Annotated in this window: 18 protein-coding genes and 1 riboswitch; of the genes, 9 read left to right on the top strand and 9 right to left on the bottom strand. The window is 69.8% G+C overall.

Going from position 1 to position 19,386, the window contains the following annotated elements; genetic code table 11:
- Positions 1-81 precede the first annotated feature (81 nt).
- From tsf to ACIOKD_RS19445, 4 genes are all read left to right on the top strand, one after another.
- Entirely contained in the window at positions 82-918 is an 837-nt protein-coding gene (tsf, locus tag ACIOKD_RS19460; RefSeq protein ID WP_402085264.1) for a translation elongation factor Ts, read from the top strand.
- Between the two features lie 212 nt (positions 919-1,130).
- Positions 1,131-1,904, top strand: coding sequence for a UMP kinase (pyrH, locus tag ACIOKD_RS19455; protein WP_189775416.1), 774 nt, complete (start codon positions 1,131-1,133; stop codon positions 1,902-1,904).
- Between the two features lie 120 nt (positions 1,905-2,024).
- The gene (gene frr / locus ACIOKD_RS19450; protein WP_402085261.1) at positions 2,025-2,582 is read left to right on the top strand and encodes a ribosome recycling factor; all 558 of its coding nucleotides are present in this window, start codon (positions 2,025-2,027) and stop codon (positions 2,580-2,582) included.
- The gene (locus ACIOKD_RS19445) at positions 2,582-3,730 is read left to right on the top strand and encodes a phosphatidate cytidylyltransferase (protein ID WP_402085259.1); all 1,149 of its coding nucleotides are present in this window, start codon (positions 2,582-2,584) and stop codon (positions 3,728-3,730) included. Before frr ends, ACIOKD_RS19445 begins: the two co-directional genes overlap by 1 nt.
- 109 nt (positions 3,731-3,839) lie before the next feature.
- On the opposite strand, the gene ACIOKD_RS19440 is transcribed toward ACIOKD_RS19445, so the two are convergent.
- On the bottom strand, positions 3,840-4,052 hold the full coding sequence (locus ACIOKD_RS19440) for a hypothetical protein (protein WP_402085702.1): 213 nt from the start codon (positions 4,050-4,052) through the stop codon (positions 3,840-3,842).
- Between the two features lie 65 nt (positions 4,053-4,117).
- Positions 4,118-4,459, bottom strand: coding sequence for a DUF6233 domain-containing protein (locus ACIOKD_RS19435; RefSeq protein WP_402085257.1), 342 nt, complete (start codon positions 4,457-4,459; stop codon positions 4,118-4,120).
- Between the two features lie 260 nt (positions 4,460-4,719).
- Between ACIOKD_RS19435 and rlmN the strand changes: the two genes are divergently transcribed.
- The 4 genes from rlmN to ACIOKD_RS19415 all read left to right on the top strand — a co-directional run bounded on the left by rlmN (position 4,720) and on the right by ACIOKD_RS19415 (position 9,865).
- On the top strand, positions 4,720-5,826 hold the full coding sequence (gene rlmN, locus ACIOKD_RS19430; protein ID WP_402085254.1) for a 23S rRNA (adenine(2503)-C(2))-methyltransferase RlmN: 1,107 nt from the start codon (positions 4,720-4,722) through the stop codon (positions 5,824-5,826).
- A 38-nt stretch (positions 5,827-5,864) separates the two neighbouring features.
- A riboswitch (TPP riboswitch) is annotated at positions 5,865-5,970 on the top strand.
- Positions 5,971-6,048: 78 nt separating this feature from the next.
- Complete coding sequence (locus ACIOKD_RS19425; protein ID WP_402085252.1) at positions 6,049-7,149, top strand: thiamine ABC transporter substrate binding subunit; 1,101 nt, start codon at positions 6,049-6,051, stop codon at positions 7,147-7,149.
- Positions 7,125-8,831, top strand: a complete 1,707-nt coding sequence (locus ACIOKD_RS19420) for an ABC transporter permease (RefSeq protein ID WP_402085248.1) — start codon at positions 7,125-7,127, stop codon at positions 8,829-8,831. The genes ACIOKD_RS19425 and ACIOKD_RS19420 overlap by 25 nt, the downstream gene beginning before the upstream one ends.
- Before the next feature lie 2 nt (positions 8,832-8,833).
- Positions 8,834-9,865, top strand: a complete 1,032-nt coding sequence (locus ACIOKD_RS19415) for an ABC transporter ATP-binding protein (protein ID WP_402085246.1) — start codon at positions 8,834-8,836, stop codon at positions 9,863-9,865.
- A gap of 579 nt (positions 9,866-10,444) precedes the next feature.
- Here the strand turns inward: ACIOKD_RS19415 and ACIOKD_RS19410 are convergent.
- The 7 genes from ACIOKD_RS19410 to ACIOKD_RS19380 all read right to left on the bottom strand — a co-directional run bounded on the left by ACIOKD_RS19410 (position 10,445) and on the right by ACIOKD_RS19380 (position 17,735).
- Positions 10,445-11,134 (bottom strand): LAETG motif-containing sortase-dependent surface protein, encoded by a 690-nt coding sequence (locus ACIOKD_RS19410; RefSeq protein WP_402085243.1) that lies wholly within the window; start codon positions 11,132-11,134, stop codon positions 10,445-10,447.
- A 136-nt stretch (positions 11,135-11,270) separates the two neighbouring features.
- Positions 11,271-12,404, bottom strand: a complete 1,134-nt coding sequence (locus tag ACIOKD_RS19405) for an LOG family protein (RefSeq protein WP_402085241.1) — start codon at positions 12,402-12,404, stop codon at positions 11,271-11,273.
- 57 nt (positions 12,405-12,461) lie between these two features.
- The gene (locus ACIOKD_RS19400; RefSeq protein WP_402085238.1) at positions 12,462-12,869 is read right to left on the bottom strand and encodes a VOC family protein; all 408 of its coding nucleotides are present in this window, start codon (positions 12,867-12,869) and stop codon (positions 12,462-12,464) included.
- 201 nt (positions 12,870-13,070) lie between these two features.
- On the bottom strand, positions 13,071-14,669 hold the full coding sequence (locus ACIOKD_RS19395) for a hypothetical protein (protein WP_402085235.1): 1,599 nt from the start codon (positions 14,667-14,669) through the stop codon (positions 13,071-13,073).
- Positions 14,651-15,442, bottom strand: a complete 792-nt coding sequence (locus ACIOKD_RS19390; protein ID WP_402085232.1) for an ABC transporter ATP-binding protein — start codon at positions 15,440-15,442, stop codon at positions 14,651-14,653. The genes ACIOKD_RS19395 and ACIOKD_RS19390 overlap by 19 nt, the downstream gene beginning before the upstream one ends.
- Before the next feature lie 386 nt (positions 15,443-15,828).
- The gene (locus tag ACIOKD_RS19385) at positions 15,829-17,226 is read right to left on the bottom strand and encodes an aspartate aminotransferase family protein (RefSeq protein WP_402085230.1); all 1,398 of its coding nucleotides are present in this window, start codon (positions 17,224-17,226) and stop codon (positions 15,829-15,831) included.
- A complete protein-coding gene (locus ACIOKD_RS19380; RefSeq protein ID WP_402085227.1) occupies positions 17,211-17,735 on the bottom strand; it encodes an Lrp/AsnC family transcriptional regulator in 525 nt (174 codons plus the stop codon). Before ACIOKD_RS19380 ends, ACIOKD_RS19385 begins: the two co-directional genes overlap by 16 nt.
- Positions 17,736-17,946: 211 nt before the next feature.
- On the opposite strand from ACIOKD_RS19380, the gene ACIOKD_RS19375 reads away from it, so the two are divergent.
- The gene (locus tag ACIOKD_RS19375; protein ID WP_402085225.1) at positions 17,947-19,383 is read left to right on the top strand and encodes a gamma-aminobutyraldehyde dehydrogenase; all 1,437 of its coding nucleotides are present in this window, start codon (positions 17,947-17,949) and stop codon (positions 19,381-19,383) included.
- Positions 19,384-19,386 lie beyond the last annotated feature (3 nt).

Here is a 19,386-nt window from a genome sequence, read left to right as displayed (position 1 = left end):
TAGATCTTCGGTGGACGCCCGCCCGATCAGCGGCGGACGCCGACTCCGAGACTTCGAACTCCGAGAAGAGATTCACAGATCATGGCGAACTACACCGCCGCCGACGTCAAGAAGCTCCGTGAGCTCACGGGCGCCGGCATGATGGACTGCAAGAAGGCGCTGGACGAGGCCGACGGCAACGTCGACAAGGCCGTCGAGGCGCTGCGCATCAAGGGCCAGAAGGGTGTCGCCAAGCGCGAGGGCCGCTCCGCCGAGAACGGCGCCGTGGTTTCCATCATCGCCGACGACAACACCTCCGGTGTCCTGGTCGAGCTGAAGTGCGAGACGGACTTCGTCGCCAAGAGCGAGAAGTTCCAGGTCGTCGCCAACCGGATCGCCGAGCACGCCGCCGCGACCTCCCCGGCCGACATCCAGGCGTTCCTCGCCTCGGAGATCGAGTCCGGCAAGACGGTCCAGGCGTTCGTCGACGAGGCCAACGCGAACCTGGGCGAGAAGATCGTCCTGGACCGCTTCGCCCAGTTCTCCGGCGCCTACGTCGCCGCGTACATGCACCGCACCATGCCCGACCTGCCCCCGCAGATCGGTGTCCTGGTCGAGCTGGACAAGGCCGACGCCGCCCTCGCCAAGGGCCTCGCGCAGCACATCGCCGCCTTCGCGCCGAAGTACCTCTCCCGTGAGGACGTTCCGGCCGAGGTCGTCGAGACCGAGCGTCGCGTCGCCGAGGAGACCACCCGCGCCGAGGGCAAGCCCGAGGCCGCGCTCCCGAAGATCGTCGAGGGTCGCGTCAACGGCTTCTTCAAGGAGGCCACCCTCCTCGGTCAGCCGTACGCGCTCGACAACAAGAAGTCCGTCCAGAAGGTCCTGGACGAGGCCGGTGCCACCCTGAAGCGCTTCTCGCGCATCAAGGTCGGCATCTGAGTCCGTACCGCGATCGACGCGCGATCCCGCTAGGGTCGACAGCAGTCGTCCGTGTCGGTCGCGCAGACCGTCACGCGCGGGCGTGAACGGACGACAGCAGATCTGACGAGGAGGCCATTGCCGCGCATGGGATGCGAACAACACCCCACCGGCAGTGGCCTTCTTCGTATGTGCGACCCGTATGTGCGACACGTAGAAGAGGCGAGATCTCCATGACCACCACCAAGGCCGCCGACAAGGACGAGAAGAGCGACACCGGCAAGGGTTCCGGCCGTTTTCTGCTGAAACTTTCCGGTGAGGCGTTCGCCGGTGGCGGAGCGCTCGGCGTCGACCCCGACGTGGTGCACAAGATGGCCCGGGAGATCGCCGCGGTGGTCCGCGGTGGTGCCCAGATCGCCGTCGTCATCGGGGGCGGCAACTTCTTCCGGGGGGCCGAGCTCCAGCAGCGCGGCATGGACCGGGCCCGCTCCGACTACATGGGTATGCTCGGCACCGTCATGAACTGCCTGGCCCTCCAGGACTTCCTGGAGAAGGAGGGCATCGACTCGCGCGTGCAGACCGCCATCACCATGGGGCAGGTCGCCGAGCCGTACATCCCGCTGCGAGCCGTGCGGCACCTGGAGAAGGGCCGTGTGGTCATCTTCGGCGCCGGGATGGGCATGCCGTACTTCTCCACGGACACCACCGCCGCCCAGCGCGCCCTGGAGATCGACGCCGAAGCGCTGCTGATGGGCAAGAACGGTGTGGACGGGGTCTACGACTCCGACCCCAAGACCAATCCCGAGGCGGTCAAGTTCGACGCGCTCAGCTACGGCGAGGTCATCACCCGCGACCTGAAGGTCGCCGACATGACCGCGATCACGCTGTGCCGCGACAACAAGCTCCCGATCCTCGTCTTCGAGCTTCTCGCCGAGGGCAATATCGCTCGGGCGGTCAAGGGTGAGAAGATCGGCACGCTTGTGGGTGACCAGGGCAGTCGGGCCTGACCGGGGGATGGACAATGTCCTGCCGGTCGGGAACCGTTCAGGAACAAGACGCGACGCAGCCGGCCGCCTAACCGCCAGGGAACCGCAGCCGGGCCTACTCAAGACACGCAGGAGCAAGTGGTGATCGAAGAGACCCTCCTCGAAGCCGAGGAGAAGATGGAGAAGGCCGTCGTGGTCGCCAAGGAGGACTTCGCCGCGATCCGCACAGGCCGTGCGCACCCGGCGATGTTCAACAAGATCGTGGCGGACTACTACGGCGCGTTGACCCCGATCAACCAGCTGGCCTCGTTCTCGGTGCCCGAGCCGCGTATGGCCGTGGTGACCCCGTTCGACAAGAGCGCGATGCGCAACATCGAGCAGGCGATCCGCGACTCCGACCTCGGCGTCAACCCGAGCAACGACGGCAACATCATCCGGGTGGTGTTCCCCGAGCTCACCGAGGAGCGCCGCAGGGACTACATCAAGGTGGCCCGCACCAAGGCCGAGGACTCCAAGATCTCGATCCGTTCCGTCCGCCGCAAGGCCAAGGACGGCATCGACAAGATGATCAAGGACGGCGAGGTCGGCGAGGACGAGGGCCGCCGTGCGGAGAAGGAGCTCGACGACACCACCGCGAAGTACGTCGCGCAGGTGGACGAGCTGCTCAAGCACAAGGAAGCAGAGCTGCTCGAAGTCTGATGAACGACTCTTCCTGGGGGGCACCGCCACAAGCCGGGCACTGGGGGCCGTCCGACCAGAGGCCTGGCCAGGGGGCTGCCCCGGCGGGTCCCGCGTACGATGCGCACCACGCGCAGCAGACTCGCCCCATGCCCATCGTGCCCGACGTACCCGCGCATGGCGGAGACCAGGATGACGACCGGGGGGCCGCTCGGACGGGCGGCCCCCCGTTCCGCGACGAGACGCCACCGCCGTCGGCGCCGCCGCCGCCGTTCCAGGCTTCGTCGCAGCGCCCGCTGAATCCGCAGGAGCCCATGACCAGCGCCGCACAGCCCGCACCCGCGCCGCAGAAGAAGAGCGCGGGCCGCGATCTGGGGGCTGCCATAGGGGTCGCTGTCGGGCTCGGCGTGGTGATCGTCGCGTCGTTGTTCGTCGTCAAGGCCCTCTTCGTCGGCGTCATAACGGTCGCTGTCGTGGTCGGCCTGTGGGAGCTCACGTCGAGGCTCGCGGAGCGCAAGGACATCAAGGCGCCGCTCGTGCCGCTGGCGCTGGGCGGTGCGGCGATGGTCGTCGCCGGTTACGTCCGCGGGCCCGAGGGCGCCTGGGTGGCGATGGCGCTCACCGCGCTCGCGGTCCTGGTCTGGCGGATGACGGAACCGCCCGAGGGTTACCTCAAGGACGTCACGGCGGGGGTCTTCGCGGCCTTCTACATTCCGTTCCTCGCCACGTTCGTGGCGATGATGCTCACCGCGGACGACGGTGCGTGGCGCGTCCTCACGTTCCTGCTGCTGGCCGTGGTCAGCGATACGGGCGCGTACGCCGTCGGCTGGCGCTTCGGCAGGCACAAGCTCGCCCCGCGCATCAGTCCCGGCAAGACTCGCGAGGGCCTGCTCGGCGCGCTCGGCTTCGCGATGGTGGCGGGCGCGCTGTGCATGGAGTTCCTCATCGACGACGGCACCTGGTGGCAGGGGCTCCTTCTGGGCCTCGCGGTCGCGGCCAGCGCCACGCTCGGCGACCTCGGCGAGTCGATGATCAAGCGGGACCTGGGCATCAAGGACATGGGCACCCTGCTCCCGGGCCACGGCGGGATCATGGACCGACTGGACTCGCTGCTGCCCACCGCTCCCGTGGTGTGGCTGCTGCTGGTGCTCTTCGTCGGATCGGGCTGACCGGATCGATCTGACTGGACCGATCTGACCGGTCGATGTGACTGGATCGATCTGATCGGACCGCTCTGATCGGACCGAGCGCCGCGTGACCCGGGAGACCCCCAGCCGATCAGGGCCGGGGGTCTTCGGCGTCCGGGCCCGCCGGGGAGTACTCGTGCGGACGGCCACCCTGCCACTTCACCCACCGCGGGTCGTCCAGCAGCTCCCAGGCGTCGTCCGGCAGGCCCGCCCGGCGCAGGAACTCGACCAGGTCGGTGTCGCTGTGGGCGAGGCCGAAGACCCGGCCGTGAATGGTGACCCGGCGCCCGCGGGCGCCCGTCATGCGGTGCACGACGATGGGCGCCGCGTCCGTCCCGTTCGTGTTCTCGTCCTGCGGCCGTTCGCCGTTCACAGCACACCCAGATCGTTGTCGGGTCGGCAGTAGGGGCACGCGGTGATGCCGTCCTCCGTGAGAGCCCGGAGCGCCTGCTCGCGGGGCAGCGGTTTCGTGTTCTTGCCGGCCATGCCGCAGTCACTCCTGTGGACGGCGTCGGGGGTGGCTCTGCCACCCGCTCTCCGCAACGCGAGCTTCCAGCCGGGCGTGGGTTTGGGTGGTGTGCGCGCGGTACGGGCAGCGGCTGCCTCCTGACGTTCGAGCTCGGCGATGGTGTCGTCTGTGCGGCGCAGCTGCCAGGCCAGCCATTCGCGGACGCTGCGCAGGCGATCCAGGCGAGGCACTTTATCGGACACGCGTTCGATTCTAGGTCCAAGTGTGGCCTAGATGGCAACGCCCCCGGCGGAAGAGGCCCGTGAACCCGCGAGGAGAGCAGGCCCGTGAGCCCGCGAGGAGAGCAGGCCCGTGAGCCCGCGAGGAGCCGTGGAGGGCGGGGGCAGGCAGGCGCGGCTGTGGGGGTGTGGTCGTAGAGGTGCGGTGACCGCCCTGTGTGACCGCACACTCCGGGCTCCTGCGGCCCAGGTCACATGATTCGATCTGCGACACTGGTACAGCCATGCCTAAGCCCGGAGAACTCACATTCGTCGCCCCCCGCGGAGCCAAGAAGCCGCCGCGGCACCTTGCCGATCTCACGCCCGCCGAGCGTAAAGAGGCCGTTGTCGCGGTCGGTGAGAAGCCGTTTCGTGCCAAACAGCTCTCGCAGCACTACTTCGCGCGGTTCGCGCACGATCCCGAGCAGTGGACCGACATCCCTGCCGGCTCGCGCGCCAAACTGCAGGAAGCCCTGCTGCCCGAGCTCATGACGGTCGTGCGGCATCTGTCCACCGACGACGACACCACCCGCAAGACCCTCTGGCGGCTCTTCGACGGCACCCTCGTCGAGTCCGTGCTGATGCGCTACCCGGACCGGGTCACCATGTGCATCAGCTCACAGGCCGGCTGCGGGATGAACTGCCCGTTCTGCGCGACGGGACAGGCCGGCCTCGACCGGAACCTGTCGACCGGCGAGATCGTGCACCAGATCGTCGACGGCATGCGGTCGCTGCGCGACGGGGAGATCCCCGGCGGCCCGGCGCGGCTCAGCAACATCGTCTTCATGGGCATGGGTGAGCCCCTCGCCAACTACAAGCGGGTCGTCCAGTCCATCCGGGCCCTCACCGACCCGGAGCCGGACGGGCTCGGGCTCTCGCAGCGCGGGATCACCGTCTCGACCGTCGGTCTCGTCCCCGCCATCAACCGGTTCGCCGACGAGGGCTTCAAGTGCCGGCTCGCCATCTCCCTGCACGCACCGGACGACGAGCTGCGCGACACCCTCGTACCGGTCAACACGCGGTGGAAGGTACGGGAAGTGCTCGACGCGGGCTGGGAGTACGCGGCCAGGTCGGGGCGCCGGCTCTCCATCGAGTACGCGCTCATCCGGGACATCAACGACCAGGCGTGGCGTGGTGACCGGCTCGGGCGGATGCTCAAGGGCAAGCCGGTGCATGTGAACCTGATCCCGCTGAACCCCACGCCCGGTTCCAAGTGGACCGCCTCGCGGCCCGAGGACGAGAAGGCGTTCGTCGAGGCGATCGCCGCTCATGGTGTGCCCGTCACCGTCCGGGACACCCGTGGCCAGGAGATCGACGGGGCGTGCGGACAGCTCGCGGCCACCGAGCGGTAGGCTGACGGGCGCAGTACTTTTCGTACGACGACATCTTCATATTCCGACAGGGGAGCGCCACAGCGCTGAGAGTGCGGGACAGCCCGCAGACCCTCTGAACCTCGCCCAGGTCATTCTGGGTAGGAAGTTCGGTCACTACTCAAGCTGTTGCGCCCTGCCCGGGATCCGATCGAGGTCCCCGGCAGGGCCGCGTCTCTTCCTGGTCAACCCAGGAGGAATCGAGTGAGCAACAAGAGCAACACCCTCAGGACCACCGCCGTGGTCGCGGCCACCGGGCTCGGTCTCGCCGCGCTCACCGCGTGCGGGTCGTCCGACGAGGGCTCCGGCGACGAGGGCTCCGGGTCCAAGACCGTCACCCTCGTCAGCCACGACTCCTTCGCCTACACCAAGGACGTACTGAAGGCGTTCGAGAAGGAGTCCGGGTACAAGGTCAGGGTCCTCAAGGACGGCGACGCCGGGCAGGCCGTCAACAAGGCGATCCTCACCAAGGACAACCCGCAGGGAGACGTCTTCTTCGGCGTCGACAACACCCTGCTCTCCCGCGCGCTCGACAACGGACTGTTCCAGTCGTACGAGGCCGAGGGCGCCGACGGCATCCAGGCTCAGTACCGGGTCGACCAGGGCAAGCACCGGGTCACGCCCATCGACTCCGGTGACATCTGCGTCAACTACGACAAGGCCTGGTTCAGCGAGCACAAGCTGGCCCCGCCGACGTCCTTCGACGATCTGATCAAGCCCGAGTACAAGGATCTTCTCGTCACCGAGAACGCCTCCACGTCCTCGCCGGGCCTCGGCTTCCTGCTCGGCACCGCCGCGAAGTACGGCGACGACGGCTGGGCGGGCTACTGGAAGAAGCTCAAGGCCAACGGTGTGAAGGTCGTCGACGGCTGGGAGCAGGCCTACAACGAGGAGTTCTCCGGGTCCGCCGGAGGCAAGAAGGCCAAGGGCGACCGCCCGCTCGTCGTCTCGTACGCCTCCTCGCCGCCCGCCGAGGTCATCTACGCCGACCCCAAGCCGAAGACCGCGCCGACCGGTGTCGCGGACGGCACCTGCTTCCGCCAGGTCGAGTACGCGGGCCTGCTGAGCAACGCGAAGAACACCGAGGGCGGCAAGGCGCTCATCGACTTCCTGATCGGCAAGCGGTTCCAGGAGGACATGCCGCTCAACATGTTCGTGTACCCGGTGGTCGAGGGCGCCAAGGTGCCCGACGCGTTCACGCAGTACGGGCCGGCGGCCGCGAACCCCGAGACCCTGGCCCCCGCCAGGATCGCCGACAACCGTGACGAGTGGGTCAAGTCATGGACCTCGCTCGTACTGAAGTAGAGCCCGGCGCGCGCCCGCGCTCCCGCCCGCGCCGGGGGAGCGTGGCGCGGCTCGGTCTTATGGCCGTGCCCGTCGCGTTCTTCGGGGTCTTCTTCGCCTATCCGGTTGCCGCGATCACCGTTCGGGGGCTGAAGGTCGACGGGGTCTGGCGGCTCGGGCGGATCTGGGACGTGCTCGCACAGCCCGACATCCGGCACGTCCTGTGGTTCACGACCTGGCAGGCGCTCGCCTCGACCGCGCTCACCCTGCTGATCGCGCTCCCCGGCGCGTACGTCTTCGCGCGCTTTGATTTCAGGGGCAAGCAGATCCTGCGGGCCGTCGTCACCGTGCCGTTCGTGCTGCCGACGGTCGTCGTGGGAACGGCCTTCCTGGCGCTGCTCGGGCGGGGCGGGCTGCTCGACGAGCTGTGGGGCGTACGCCTGGACACCACCGTGTGGGCCATCCTGCTCGCGCACGTCTTCTTCAACTACGCGGTCGTCGTCCGCACGGTCGGCGGCCTCTGGTCGCAGCTCGACCCGCGGCAGGAGGAGGCCGCGCGGATGCTCGGCGCCTCACGGTTCGCGGCCTGGCGCGGGGTGACGCTCCCGGCGCTCGGCCCGGCCGTGGCCGCCGCCGCCCTCATGGTGTTCCTCTTCACCTTCACCTCCTTCGGCGTCGTGCAGATCCTCGGCGGCCCCACCTTCTCCACGCTCGAAGTCGAGATCTACCGGCAGACCTCGGAGATCTTCGACCTCTCGACGGCCGCCGTGCTGACGCTCGTCCAGTTCGCCGCGGTGGGCGCGATCCTCGCCGTCCACGCCCGGACCGTACGGCGGCGGGAGACGGCCCTGCGGCTGGTCGACGCCGGAGCGACGGCGCGACGGCCGCGCGGGGCGGGGCAGTGGGCGCTGCTCGCGGGCGTCCTCGGCTCCATCGCCGTCCTGCTCGTCCTGCCGCTCGCGATCCTGGTCGAGCGCTCGCTCGACGCCCCCGGATTCGGCTACTACAAGGCGCTCACCAGCAACGAGGGCAGTCTCTTCCTGGTCCCGCCGATCGAGGCGGTCGGCAACTCGCTGCGGTACGCCTTCGCCGCCACCGCCATCGCGCTGCTGATCGGCGGACTGGCGGCCGCCGCCCTCACCCGCCGGGACGCGGGACGTCTGGGACGTCTCGTCCGCGGCTTCGACGCGCTGCTCATGCTGCCGCTCGGCGTCTCCGCCGTGACCGTCGGCTTCGGCTTCCTCATCGCGCTCGACGAACCGCCGCTGGACCTGCGGAGCACCTGGATCCTGGTGCCGCTCGCGCAGGCGCTGGTGGGCGTCCCCTTCGTCGTACGGACCATGCTGCCGGTGCTGCGCGCGGTGGACGGACGTCTGCGCGAGGCCGCGGCGGTGCTCGGGGCCTCGCCCTGGCGGGTGTGGCGCGAGGTCGATCTGCCGATGGCGCGGCGGGCGATGCTGATCGCGGCCGGGTTCGCCTTCGCGGTGTCGCTGGGCGAGTTCGGCGCGACCGTCTTCATCGCACGGCCCGACAACCCGACGCTGCCGGTCGCCGTGGCGCGACTGCTCGGGAGGGCCGGGGACCTCAACTACGGACAGGCCATGGCCCTCTCGACCATTTTGATGCTGGTGTGCGCGGTGGCGTTGCTGGTCCTCGAACGCCTTCGCACCGACCTTCGCTCCGACCGGACGGGAGAGTTCTGACGATGCTCAAACTCGATGGGGCGACCGTACGGTTCGGGGGGCGCCCGGTATTGGACGAGGTCGGGCTCGATGTCGCCGAGCACGAGATCGTGTGCGTCCTCGGGCCCAGCGGCAGCGGCAAGTCGACCCTGCTCAGGGCTGTCGCCGGGCTGCAGCACCTGGACGACGGGCGGGTGTTCCTGGACGGCCGCGACCTCGACGGCGTACCCGCGCACAAGCGGGGTGTCGGCCTGATGTTCCAGGACCATCAGCTGTTCCCGCAGCGTGATGTGGCCGAAAACGTGGCCTTCGGGCTGCGTATGCACGGGGAGTCGAAGCAGCGACAGGTGCTGCGGGTGGGGGAGTTGCTGGCGCTCGTGGGACTGCCGGGCGCGCAGGGCAGGGACGTCGCCTCCCTCTCCGGTGGCGAACAGCAGCGGGTAGCCCTCGCCCGTGCCCTGGCTCCTCGGCCCCGGCTGCTCATGCTCGACGAACCGCTCGGCCAGTTGGACCGTTCGCTGCGTGAGCGACTGGTGGTCGAACTGCGTGAACTCTTCAACGAGTTGGGTACCACCGTGCTCGCGGTCACCCACGACCAGGGTGAGGCCTTCGCGCTCGCCGACCGGGTCGTCGTCATGCGGGACGGGCGGATCGCCCAGTCGGGTACGCCTCTTGAGGTCTGGCAGCGTCCGGCCGACGAGTTCGTGGCCCGCTTCCTCGGCTTCGAGAACGTGACCGGGGCGACCGTCTCCGGGGAGGCCGCGGACACTCCCTGGGGCAAGCTGCCGGTGCTCCCCGACACCCCGCGGGGCGAGGTCACGCTGCTCGTCAGGCCCGCGGGCGTACGGCTGGTACCCGCCGAGGAGGGGCTGCGGTGCACGGTGGCCGCGCGGACCTTCCGGGGCACCCATGTCGCCGTGCAACTGCAGCCGGCGGGAGCGCCGCGGCTTGAAGCTGCGTGTGCGCTGCGGGACGCGCCGGAGACCGGGGAAGAGGTCGGGGTGGTCTTCGACGCAGCCGAGATCGTCGTACTCGGAGGAGTTCCGGGGCCCTGATGTGCGGTTGCGGGCCGCGCGGTTGCGGGCCTGTCTCGGGGGTGTCGATCTCACACATCGTCCGCACGGGGCGAGCAGGAACGTGCCCGTCGAGGACGTGGCGGGTGTCGTGGGGCCCGAGGACGGCGACTCCGTCTCCCTGGGTGTCTGGCTCGCGGGGGGCGCGGAGATGGGCGCAGGGTCGTTCCGTGTCGCCGCGTGTCGCCGCGTGTCGCCGGTACGGCCCGTACGGCCGGTTCGAGTGAGGGGTGCGTCGGCCGCCGCGGGCGTGTGTGTGCGTCCTGCGGGCTGGTGAGGGCTGGGGGGGGCTGGTAGGGCCGTTCCCCGCGCCCCCGGAAGGCGACACGATTGCGCCGTTCCCCGCGCCCCTAAAAGGCGGAGGACTGCGCTGTTCCCCGCGCCCCTGGAGGGCGGAGGGCTGCGCTGTTCCCCGTGCCCCTGGAGGGCGGAGGGCTGCGCCGTTCCCCGCGTCCCTGAAGGCAGAGGACTGCGGCGTTCCCCGTGCCCCCGGACGCGGCGGTGGCCCGCCCCCTTGTTCGGGGGCGGGCCACTACTGGGCTTGCTGCGACCTGGGTGGTGTCAGCGGTTGTTCGCTGTGCCTCGGCGGCGGAGCGCGAACATCACGCCGGCGCCGGCCGCCACGAGCGCGGCCGCGATGCCGGCGATCGCACCGGTGTTGGAGCTGGAACCGGTCTCGGCGAGGTTCGAGTCGCCCGCCGGCGACGGCGCGTTGTCACCGGTCGACGCGGCCGGAGTGCTCTCCGACTCGGACGGCTCCGGGGACTCGGCGGGCTTCGAGGGCTCCTCCGCGGGCTCGGAGGGCTTCTCCGAGGGCTTCGGGGTCGCCGGAGGCGTGGTCGTCTCCGGGGACTCGCAGGCCTCGGACGGGGTGACGAGGTTCGGCTTGATGTCCTCGTCGACCTGGTTGCCGGCCTTGACGTGCACGCGGTATGTCGCGTTCGGCTTCCAGTCCTCGGAGAAGTCGATGGTCACGCCTTCACGCGTGCCTTCGACCTCCTGCGCTTCGCCGACCTGCTTCTCATCGGCACCGTTCGACTCGAGGAAGACAGTGACCGTGGCCTTGACGCCCGACGGGTCCTTGTCGGTGACGCTGATGACGCCCTTGGTGCCGTCGCACTTGGCGACGGCGGTGAACTCACTGATGTTGCAGGCGAGCGCGTTGCCGGCCAGGCCGAGCGTGAGCGCGGCCGAGGCGGAGGCAACTCCGAGAATGCGCACAGAACGTGCGGTACGGCGAGATATGGACACGATTGCCCTTCACGGGATGCACAAAATGAGGGGGGTTGATGGGAGCTACTGCGAAACAGCATTCCCAGACGCCTCACAGGTTTATTGGGCACCGTCTCCGGTTGTCAATCCGTGTGTCCGTCTTGCCCCTTGGCTTTTAGGTTTCATTTACACGCGACAGGCGGTCGAGCGCCTCCGGTGCCTCCTCGATCCGGTCGACCAGCGTGATGCGGGACTCCATCGAGCGGTCGCGGGCGAGGGCCTGCAGGAGCGGCCAGGCGGGCAGCCGTTGCGTCCAGTGGGCGCGGTCCACCAGGACCATGGGGGTGGGTTCGCCGCGGGACTCGTAGTAGTTGGGGGTCGTGCTGTCGAAGATCTCCTGGACCGTCCCGGCGGCGCCGGGCAGGAAGACCACACCCGCGTTCGCGCGGGCCAGCAGACCGTCCTCGCGGGTGGCGTTGGCGAAGTACTTGGCTATGTGGGAGGCGAAGGCGTTCGGCGGCTCGTGCCCGTAGAACCAGGTGGGGACGCCGACGGAGGCGTTGCCTTTCGGCCAGCGCTCGCGCACCCCGAAGGCGGCGCGCGCCCAGTCGGTCACCGACGGCACGAACGAGGGTGCCTTCCCGAGGAGTTCGCACGCCTCGTCCAGCATGCCGTCGCGGTACGGGGCCGCGTACGCGCCCAGGTTGGCCGCCTCCATCGCGCCGGGGCCGCCGCCGGTCGCCACCGTGAACCCGGCGCGGGCGAGCGCGCGGCCCAGCCTGGCCGCGCCCCCGTATGCTTCGGTGCCGCGGGCGAGCGCGTGGCCGCCCATCACGCCCACCACGCGCGCCCCGCGCAGGAGTTCGTCCAGGGCGTCGGAGACGGAGTCGTCGTGGATCGAGCGCAGCATGGACGCGTAGACGTCCCCGTCGGCCCGGGTCCGCCGGAACCAGTCGTACGCGGCGGCGTCCGGCGTCGCCTCGTAGCCCTGGTCGAGGGAGCCGAACAGCTCGTCGGGCGTGTAGAGATGGCCGCGGTACGGGTCGAACGGCACGTCGGGCAGCGGCGGGAAGACCAGCGCGCCGTCGGCCCGGATCTTCTCCGCCGCGTTCTCCCGCATCCGGCAGCCCAGGAAGACGGCGCCCGCGGTGTCGCTGGCGAGCAGCTCTTTCGTACGGTCCGTCAGATCGACGGCCTGCACGCGGAAGCCGGTGAGGGTGCCGCGGGCCGAGACGGTCGCGTCGAACTCCTCCAGCGTCTCGATCTCACGGTCGTTGTGATGGGCCGCATGGGCGGGGCTCGTCTGCACCCGCCCATGTAAGCACGGTCCCTTCCGGCACGGCCCGTTCAGGTGCGGCCGGGGGTTTCAGCCCTGGATGACGGCCGGGTCCATCCACATGACCTCCCAGGTGTGGCCGTCCGGGTCGTCGAAGGCGCGCCCGTACATGACACCGTGGTCCTGGGTCTCCCCGCTCGCCGAGCCGCCCACGGCGATCGCCTTGTCGACCAGTTCGTCGACCTTCTCGCGGCTCTCGGCGCTGAGACACAGGAGCACCTCGCTCGTCTTCGTCGAGTCCGCGATCTCCTTCTTCGTGAAGTCCGCGTAGCGCTGCTTGTTCAGCAGCATCGCGACGATCGTGTCGCTGATGACGACGGACGCGCAGTTCTCGTCCGAGAACTGGGCGTTGATCGTGTAGCCGAGCTCCGAGAAGAACTTCTTGGACACGTCCACGTCGTTCACGGCCAGGTTCACGAAGATCATCTGCTGGTACATGGGAGGTCCTCCGTCAGTGAGTTGCTGTTCGGAGAGTCAGACCGGGGTCCCGCCGAAAAGTCATCGGTCCGTGCGCATCTTTCTCGTACACGCGGATCTTTTTCGTACGCGCGTTCGGTCGGGCTGTGGATCGGGCGGTGAAGCCAGCGATGAATCGGGCGGTCCGTCCGTTCTCGTGCGGTGGGTCGGTGGGTCAGTGGGTCAGCGGACCAGTGGCATGGCCGCAAGCTGTGCGATTGCCCAGGTCAGTGGGGTGAGGACGGCGAGCAGGGCGCCGGCGCGGAAGGTGGCCGCGGCACGCAGCGTGGAGGCGGGCGCGCCGATCCGCAGCAGCGCCGCGGTGGTGTCGGCGCGCGCGTTCCTCGCCTCGACGGCGGCGGTCAGCAGCGTCGCCACGGCGCATCCGGCGACGAGCAGCAGGCCGAGCGTGCTGAGGGGACCGATGCCGGGACGCGTCGCGGTGTAGAGCACGGCCATGGCGTACGTGCCCGACGCCACCGCGCACACCACGCCGAGCGGGCGTCCGATGCGGGTCGACTCCTCCATGAGTACGCGTCCGGCGAGCAGGCGCAGGGCGCCCGGTCGTACGGACTGGAGCAGCCTGCCGCAGAGATGCGTGAGGGCGGGGCCGGCCAGCGCGAGGCCGAGCGCGGTGAGCGCCCAGCCGACGAGCACGCCGAAGGAGTCTCCGGTGAGACCGCCGGGCAGCGCGGGGCCTTCGTGGGCGGGGGCACCACGGCCGGCGTACGCCTCCACGGCGAGGCCGGCGGCCAGCACGGCGGCGCCCCAGGGGAGGCCGCCGGGGGTGGGGAGCGGGGGCGGGGGGTGGTGGGGGTTCCGGGGGGCGGTGCGGGGTGATTGCGCCGTTTCTCGCGCCCCTTCGGTGGTGGGGTGGTTGGGGGTGCCGGGTGCGGTGAGGGTGTGGGGGTGGTGCGGGTGGTGGGGATTCTGAGGGTCGGTGGGGGCTGGTCGCGCCGTTCCCCGCGCCCCTTGCGGGGTGGGGTGGTCGGGGGTGTCGGGTGCGGGGGGTTGTTGGGGGGCGGTGGAGGGTGGTTGCGCCGTTTCTCGCGTTCCTGGGGTGGTGGGGTGGGCGGGGGTGTCGGGAGCCGTCTGAGGGGCTGCCTCCCGGCCTTCGGCGGGGGCCGCCGCCTGCGGGAGTTTGCTCCTGTCCGTGCGGGCTCCGAAGCGGCCGTAGGCGCTGGAGCCGACGCGTTCGGCGGAGCGGCCGTAGCCGCCGAAACCGCCCAGCTGTCCCGGGCGCCCGCCCGCCGAGGGCACGGTCGGGCGCTGGCCCCGCGGGCGCAGCACGACCGCGCCGGCCGCGGACGCGAGGACCGGCACCACGGCCAGCAGCGTGAGCGTGGCGGGCAGGGGCAGCGGCTGGTTCGCGGCGAGGAAACCGGCCGCGTCGCCGTCGAAGGGGAGCCCGGTCAGATCGCCACGCAGGTGCAGGAAGAACAGCAGGGCGACCATCGAGCCGAGCGTGCACGACACGGCGGTGGAGACGGCCGCCAGGATCATCAGCTGCCAGGGTCCCAGACCGATCGCCGCGAGCCCGGTCCGGGGGCGGGTGGCCGGGTCGGTCCGGGCGACGGCGACCGCGAACTGCACGGTGGCCGCGATCGGCGCGAGGCACCAGGCGAGCCGCAGCACGGCCGCCGTGGACGCGTCCGGATGCCCCAGCGCGTATCCCAGGGTGCACAGGAGCAGGAAGCCGGTGCCCGCGGACGCCGCGGCGACGAGGAGCCGGCGGAACTGGACGGCGGGGTCGGCCCCGCGGACTAGGCGGAGAGCGAGCACGCGGCCCGGCCTTCCGTCTCGGTGGGACTGGTTGGACTGGTTGGACTGGTTGGAATGGTGGGCTCGGTCTGCTCGGGGACCGGTGGCAGATGGACCGTGTGCACGTGCCGTCCGTCGAGGAGCGACACCGTGCGGTCGGCGAACGCCGCGGTGTCGGCGTCGTGCGTGGCCAGGACGACGGTGATGCCGTGCGAACGGGCCGCCGCCGTGAGCGTCCGCAGCACCTGGGCGCGGTCGGCGCGATGCAGCGGCGCGGTCGGCTCGTCGGCGAAGATCACGCTTGGCGCGGGCGCCAGGGCACGGGCGATGGCCACCCGCTGGCGCTCCGACTGGAGCAGGGCGTACGGGCGTTTGCGGGCGCAGCCGCCGACGTCGAGGCGGTCCAGCCACTCCAGCGCGGCGGTCTTGGCCCGGCGGCGGCTCACCCCGCGCAGCATCAGGAGCAGGGCGGCGTTCTCCCAGGCGGTCAGCTCGGGGACGAGGACCGGCGCCGGGTCGATCCAGCCGAAACGGTCGCGGCGCAGCCGCTCGCGCTTCGTCGGGGTCATGGCGTGGACGGGCGTGCTGTTGAACCAGACCTCGCCCTGCTGCGCCAGGAGCTGTCCCGACAGGCACTGGAGGAGGGTCGTCTTACCGCTGCCGCGCGGGCCGCTGATGGCGAGGATCTCGCCCTCGCGAACCCCGAGTGAGACGCCGGTGAGTGCGGGTGAGCCGTTGTGTTTGACGTGCAGGGCGCGTGCCCAGAGCACGTCGTTGTCCGGCGGAGCCGCCATCGCGTACACCTCTTCAGATCTGATTCGCCGCTGCCCGGGCGGCCTCGGAAGGTCGCCGGGTCCCCCGGTCGGGGGAACGAAGGCAGGGCCGATCGGTCACTGGGCACGCTAGGGAGTCGGGGCCCGGAGGCTGGACAGCACGCGGCCCCGGGGCGCGCATTCTCACTCGAACGGGCGCCACCGGGGCCGGTGTTGATCACTTGTTCAGCTCAAAGGCTGAGCGAACGGCCGAGCGGATGGCCGCTCAAAGGCTGAGCGAACGGCCGGGCTGACAGGCCCAGCTCGCAGGCCAGGCTCGCAGGCCCACTTCACAAGCCAGCCTCGTAGGCCATCCTGGTAGGCCAGGCTCACAGGTCCAGCTCACAGGTCCAGCTCACAGGCCAGGCTCACAGCTTCGCCCAGGCCTCCGTCAGTACCTGGCGGACGATCCCCTCGATCTCGTCGAACGTCGACTGGTCGGAGATCAGCGGCGGCGACAGCTGGATGACCGGGTCACCGCGGTCGTCGGCGCGGCAGTAGAGGCCGTACTCGAAGAGCTTCTTGGAGACGAAGCCGTAGAGCACGCGCTCCGACTCCTCGTCCGTGAAGGTCTCCTTGGTGGCCTTGTCCTTCACCAGCTCGATGCCGTAGAAGAAGCCGTTGCCGCGGACGTCGCCGACGATCGGCAGGTCGTGCAGCTTCTGGAGGGTGGAGAGGAACGCGCCCTCGTTGTCCAGGACGTGCTGGTTGAGGTTCTCGCGCTCGAAGATGTCGAGGTTGGCGAGGCCCACGGCCGCCGACACCGGGTGACCGCCGAAGGTGTAGCCGTGCAGGAAGGTGTTGTCGCCCTGGTAGAACGGCTCGGCCAGCCGGTCCGAGATGATGCAGGCGCCGATCGGGGAGTAGCCCGAGGTCATGCCCTTGGCGCAGGTGATCATGTCCGGTACGTAGTCGAACTTGTCGCACGCGAACATCGTGCCGAGGCGGCCGAAGGCGCAGATGACCTCGTCCGAGACGAGCAGCACGTCGTACTGGTCGCAGATCTCGCGCACCCGCTGGAAGTAGCCGGGCGGCGGCGGGAAGCAGCCGCCCGCGTTCTGCACGGGCTCCAGGAAGACGGCGGCGACCGTCTCGGGGCCCTCCATGAGGATCTGGTCCTCGATCTGGTCGGCGGCCCAGCGGCCGAAGGCCTCGGGGGAGACGCCGGACCCCTGGTCGAGGAAGGCGGGCGCGCGGTAGATGTTGGTGTTCGGGACCTTGTGGGCGCCGGGGACCAGCGGCTCGAAGGGCGCCTTGAGGGCGGGCAGCCCGGTGATGGACAGGGCGCCCTGCGGAGTGCCGTGGTAGGCGACCGCGCGCGAGATGACCTTGTACTTGGTCGGCTTGCCCTGCAGCTTGAAGTACTGCTTGGCGAGCTTCCACGCGGTCTCGACGGCCTCGCCGCCACCGGTGGTGAAGAAGACCTTGTTCAGGTCGCCGGGAGCGTGGTGCGCGAGGCGCTCGGCCAGCTCGACGGCCTTCGGGTGGGCGTAGGACCAGATCGGGAAGAAGGCCAGTTCCTTCGCCTGCTTGGCGGCCGTCTCGGCCAGTTCGGCACGGCCGTGGCCCGCCTGGACCACGAACAGACCGGCCAGACCGTCGAGGTAGCGCTTGCCCTTGTCGTCGTAGATGTAGGTGCCCTCGCCACGGACGATCGTGGGGACGGGCGCGTTCTCGTACGAGGACATGCGGGTGAAGTGCATCCACAGGTGGTCGTACGCGGTGCGGCTGAGGTCCTTGGCAGTCACGGCTATCGGGTTCCCCACATGTAGGTCTGCTTCTTGAGCTTGAGGTAGACGAAGCTCTCGGTGGAGCGCACGCCGGGCAGGATCCGGATGCGCTTGTTGATGACGTCCAGCAGGTGGTCGTCGTCCTCGCAGACGATCTCGGCGAGGATGTCGAAGGAGCCCGCGGTCATCACCACGTACTCGACCTCCTGCATGGCGGTCAGCGCGTCCGCGACCGGTTCGAGGTCGCCGTCGGCGTTGATGCCCACCATCGCCTGCCTGCGGAAGCCCACGGTGAGCGGGTCCGTGACGGCGACGATCTGCATCACGCCCTGGTCGAGCAGCTTCTGGACGCGCTGGCGCACGGCCGCCTCGGAAAGACCCACTGCCTTGCCTATGGCGGCGTACGGCCGGCGGCCGTCCTCCTGGAGCTGCTCGATGATGCCGAGGGAGACGGCATCCAGCTGGGGAGTGCCGCTCCTGGACTCGCGGGAGTCCCGGGGGTCCCTGGGGTCTGCGCTTCGACTGGCCACGCGCTCACTCTGCACGAGGGCTCGACAGTTCCGCAAGGTGTGATCGATGAAATTCGTTGTTTACGTGTTCCAAGTCTGCGGATTTCGCAGCTCTGGGCCCAGTGGGGGTGTTGAAAACGTGGGGGCGAGGATTAGGGTGGGAGGCCAGGCGTCTCAGGTAGTGGACAGCCGGGGCGCAGGACCGTAAAAGGGACAGTCGTAGGACATCCGACAGGAGGGCCGGGCAGTGAGCACCGAGCTGCGTCGTCTGCGTAATTACATCGCCGGAGAGTTCCGCGATGCCGCCGATGGACGGACCACGGACGTGGTCAACCCCGCGACGGGCGAGGCGTACGCCACCGCGCCGCTGTCCGGTCAGGCCGACGTCGACGCCGCGATGGAGGCCGCCGCCGCGGCCTTCCCCGCCTGGCGCGACCAGACCCCCGCCGAGCGCCAGAGGGCACTCCTCAAGATCGCGGACGCCTTCGAGGAGCGCGCCGAGGAACTCATCGCCGCCGAGGTCGAGAACACGGGCAAGCCCATCGGACTCACCCGGTCCGAGGAGATCCCGCCCATGGTCGACCAGATCCGCTTCTTCGCGGGCGCGGCGCGCATGCTGGAGGGCCGGTCGGCCGGCGAGTACATGGAGGGCCTGACCTCGATCGTCCGTCGCGAGCCGATCGGAGTCTGCGCGCAGGTCGCGCCGTGGAACTACCCGATGATGATGGCCGTGTGGAAGTTCGCCCCGGCGCTCGCCGCGGGCAACACGGTCGTGCTCAAGCCGTCCGACACCACCCCGGCGTCCACGGTCCTGATCGCCGAGATCATCGGCTCGATCGTCCCCGAGGGCGTCTTCAACGTCATCTGCGGCGACCGTGACACCGGCCGCGCGATGGTCGAGCACAGGATTCCGGCCATGGCGTCCATCACCGGTTCCGTACGGGCGGGCATCTCGGTCGCCGAGTCCGCCGCCAAGGACGTCAAGCGGGTCCACCTGGAGCTGGGCGGCAAGGCGCCCGTCGTGGTCTTCGAGGACACCGACATCGCCAAGGCCGTCGAGGACATCTCGGTGGCGGGCTTCTTCAACGCGGGCCAGGACTGTACGGCCGCCACGCGCGTCCTCGTACAGGAGTCCATCCACGACGAGTTCACGGCCGCGCTCGCCAAGGCCGCCGCCGACACGAAGACCGGGCAGCCGGACGACGAGGACGTGCTGTACGGGCCGCTCAACAACCCGGACCAGCTCAAGCAGGTCACCGGCTTCATCGAGCGGCTGCCCGCCCACGCCAAGGTCGAGGCGGGCGGCCACCGCGTCGGCGAGAAGGGCTACTTCTACGCCCCGACCGTCGTCTCGGGCCTGAAGCAGGACGACGAGATCATCCAGAACGAGGTCTTCGGCCCGGTCATCACCGTCCAGTCCTTCACGGACGAGGCCCAGGCCGTCGCGTACGCGAACGGCGTCGAGTACGCGCTCGCCTCCTCCGTCTGGACGAAGGACCACGCGCGCGCGATGCGCATGTCCAAGGTCCTCGACTTCGGCTGCGTGTGGATCAACACGCACATCCCGCTGGTCGCGGAGATGCCGCACGGCGGCTTCAAGCACTCGGGCTACGGCAAGGACCTGTCGGGGTACGGCTTCGAGGACTACACCCGGATCAAGCACGTCATGACGTCGCTCGGCTGAGCG

This window comes from Streptomyces sp. NPDC087844 (genome assembly GCF_044742785.1).
Classification (GTDB): domain Bacteria; phylum Actinomycetota; class Actinomycetes; order Streptomycetales; family Streptomycetaceae; genus Streptomyces.
This window is presented reverse-complemented; position numbering and strand designations above follow the sequence as displayed.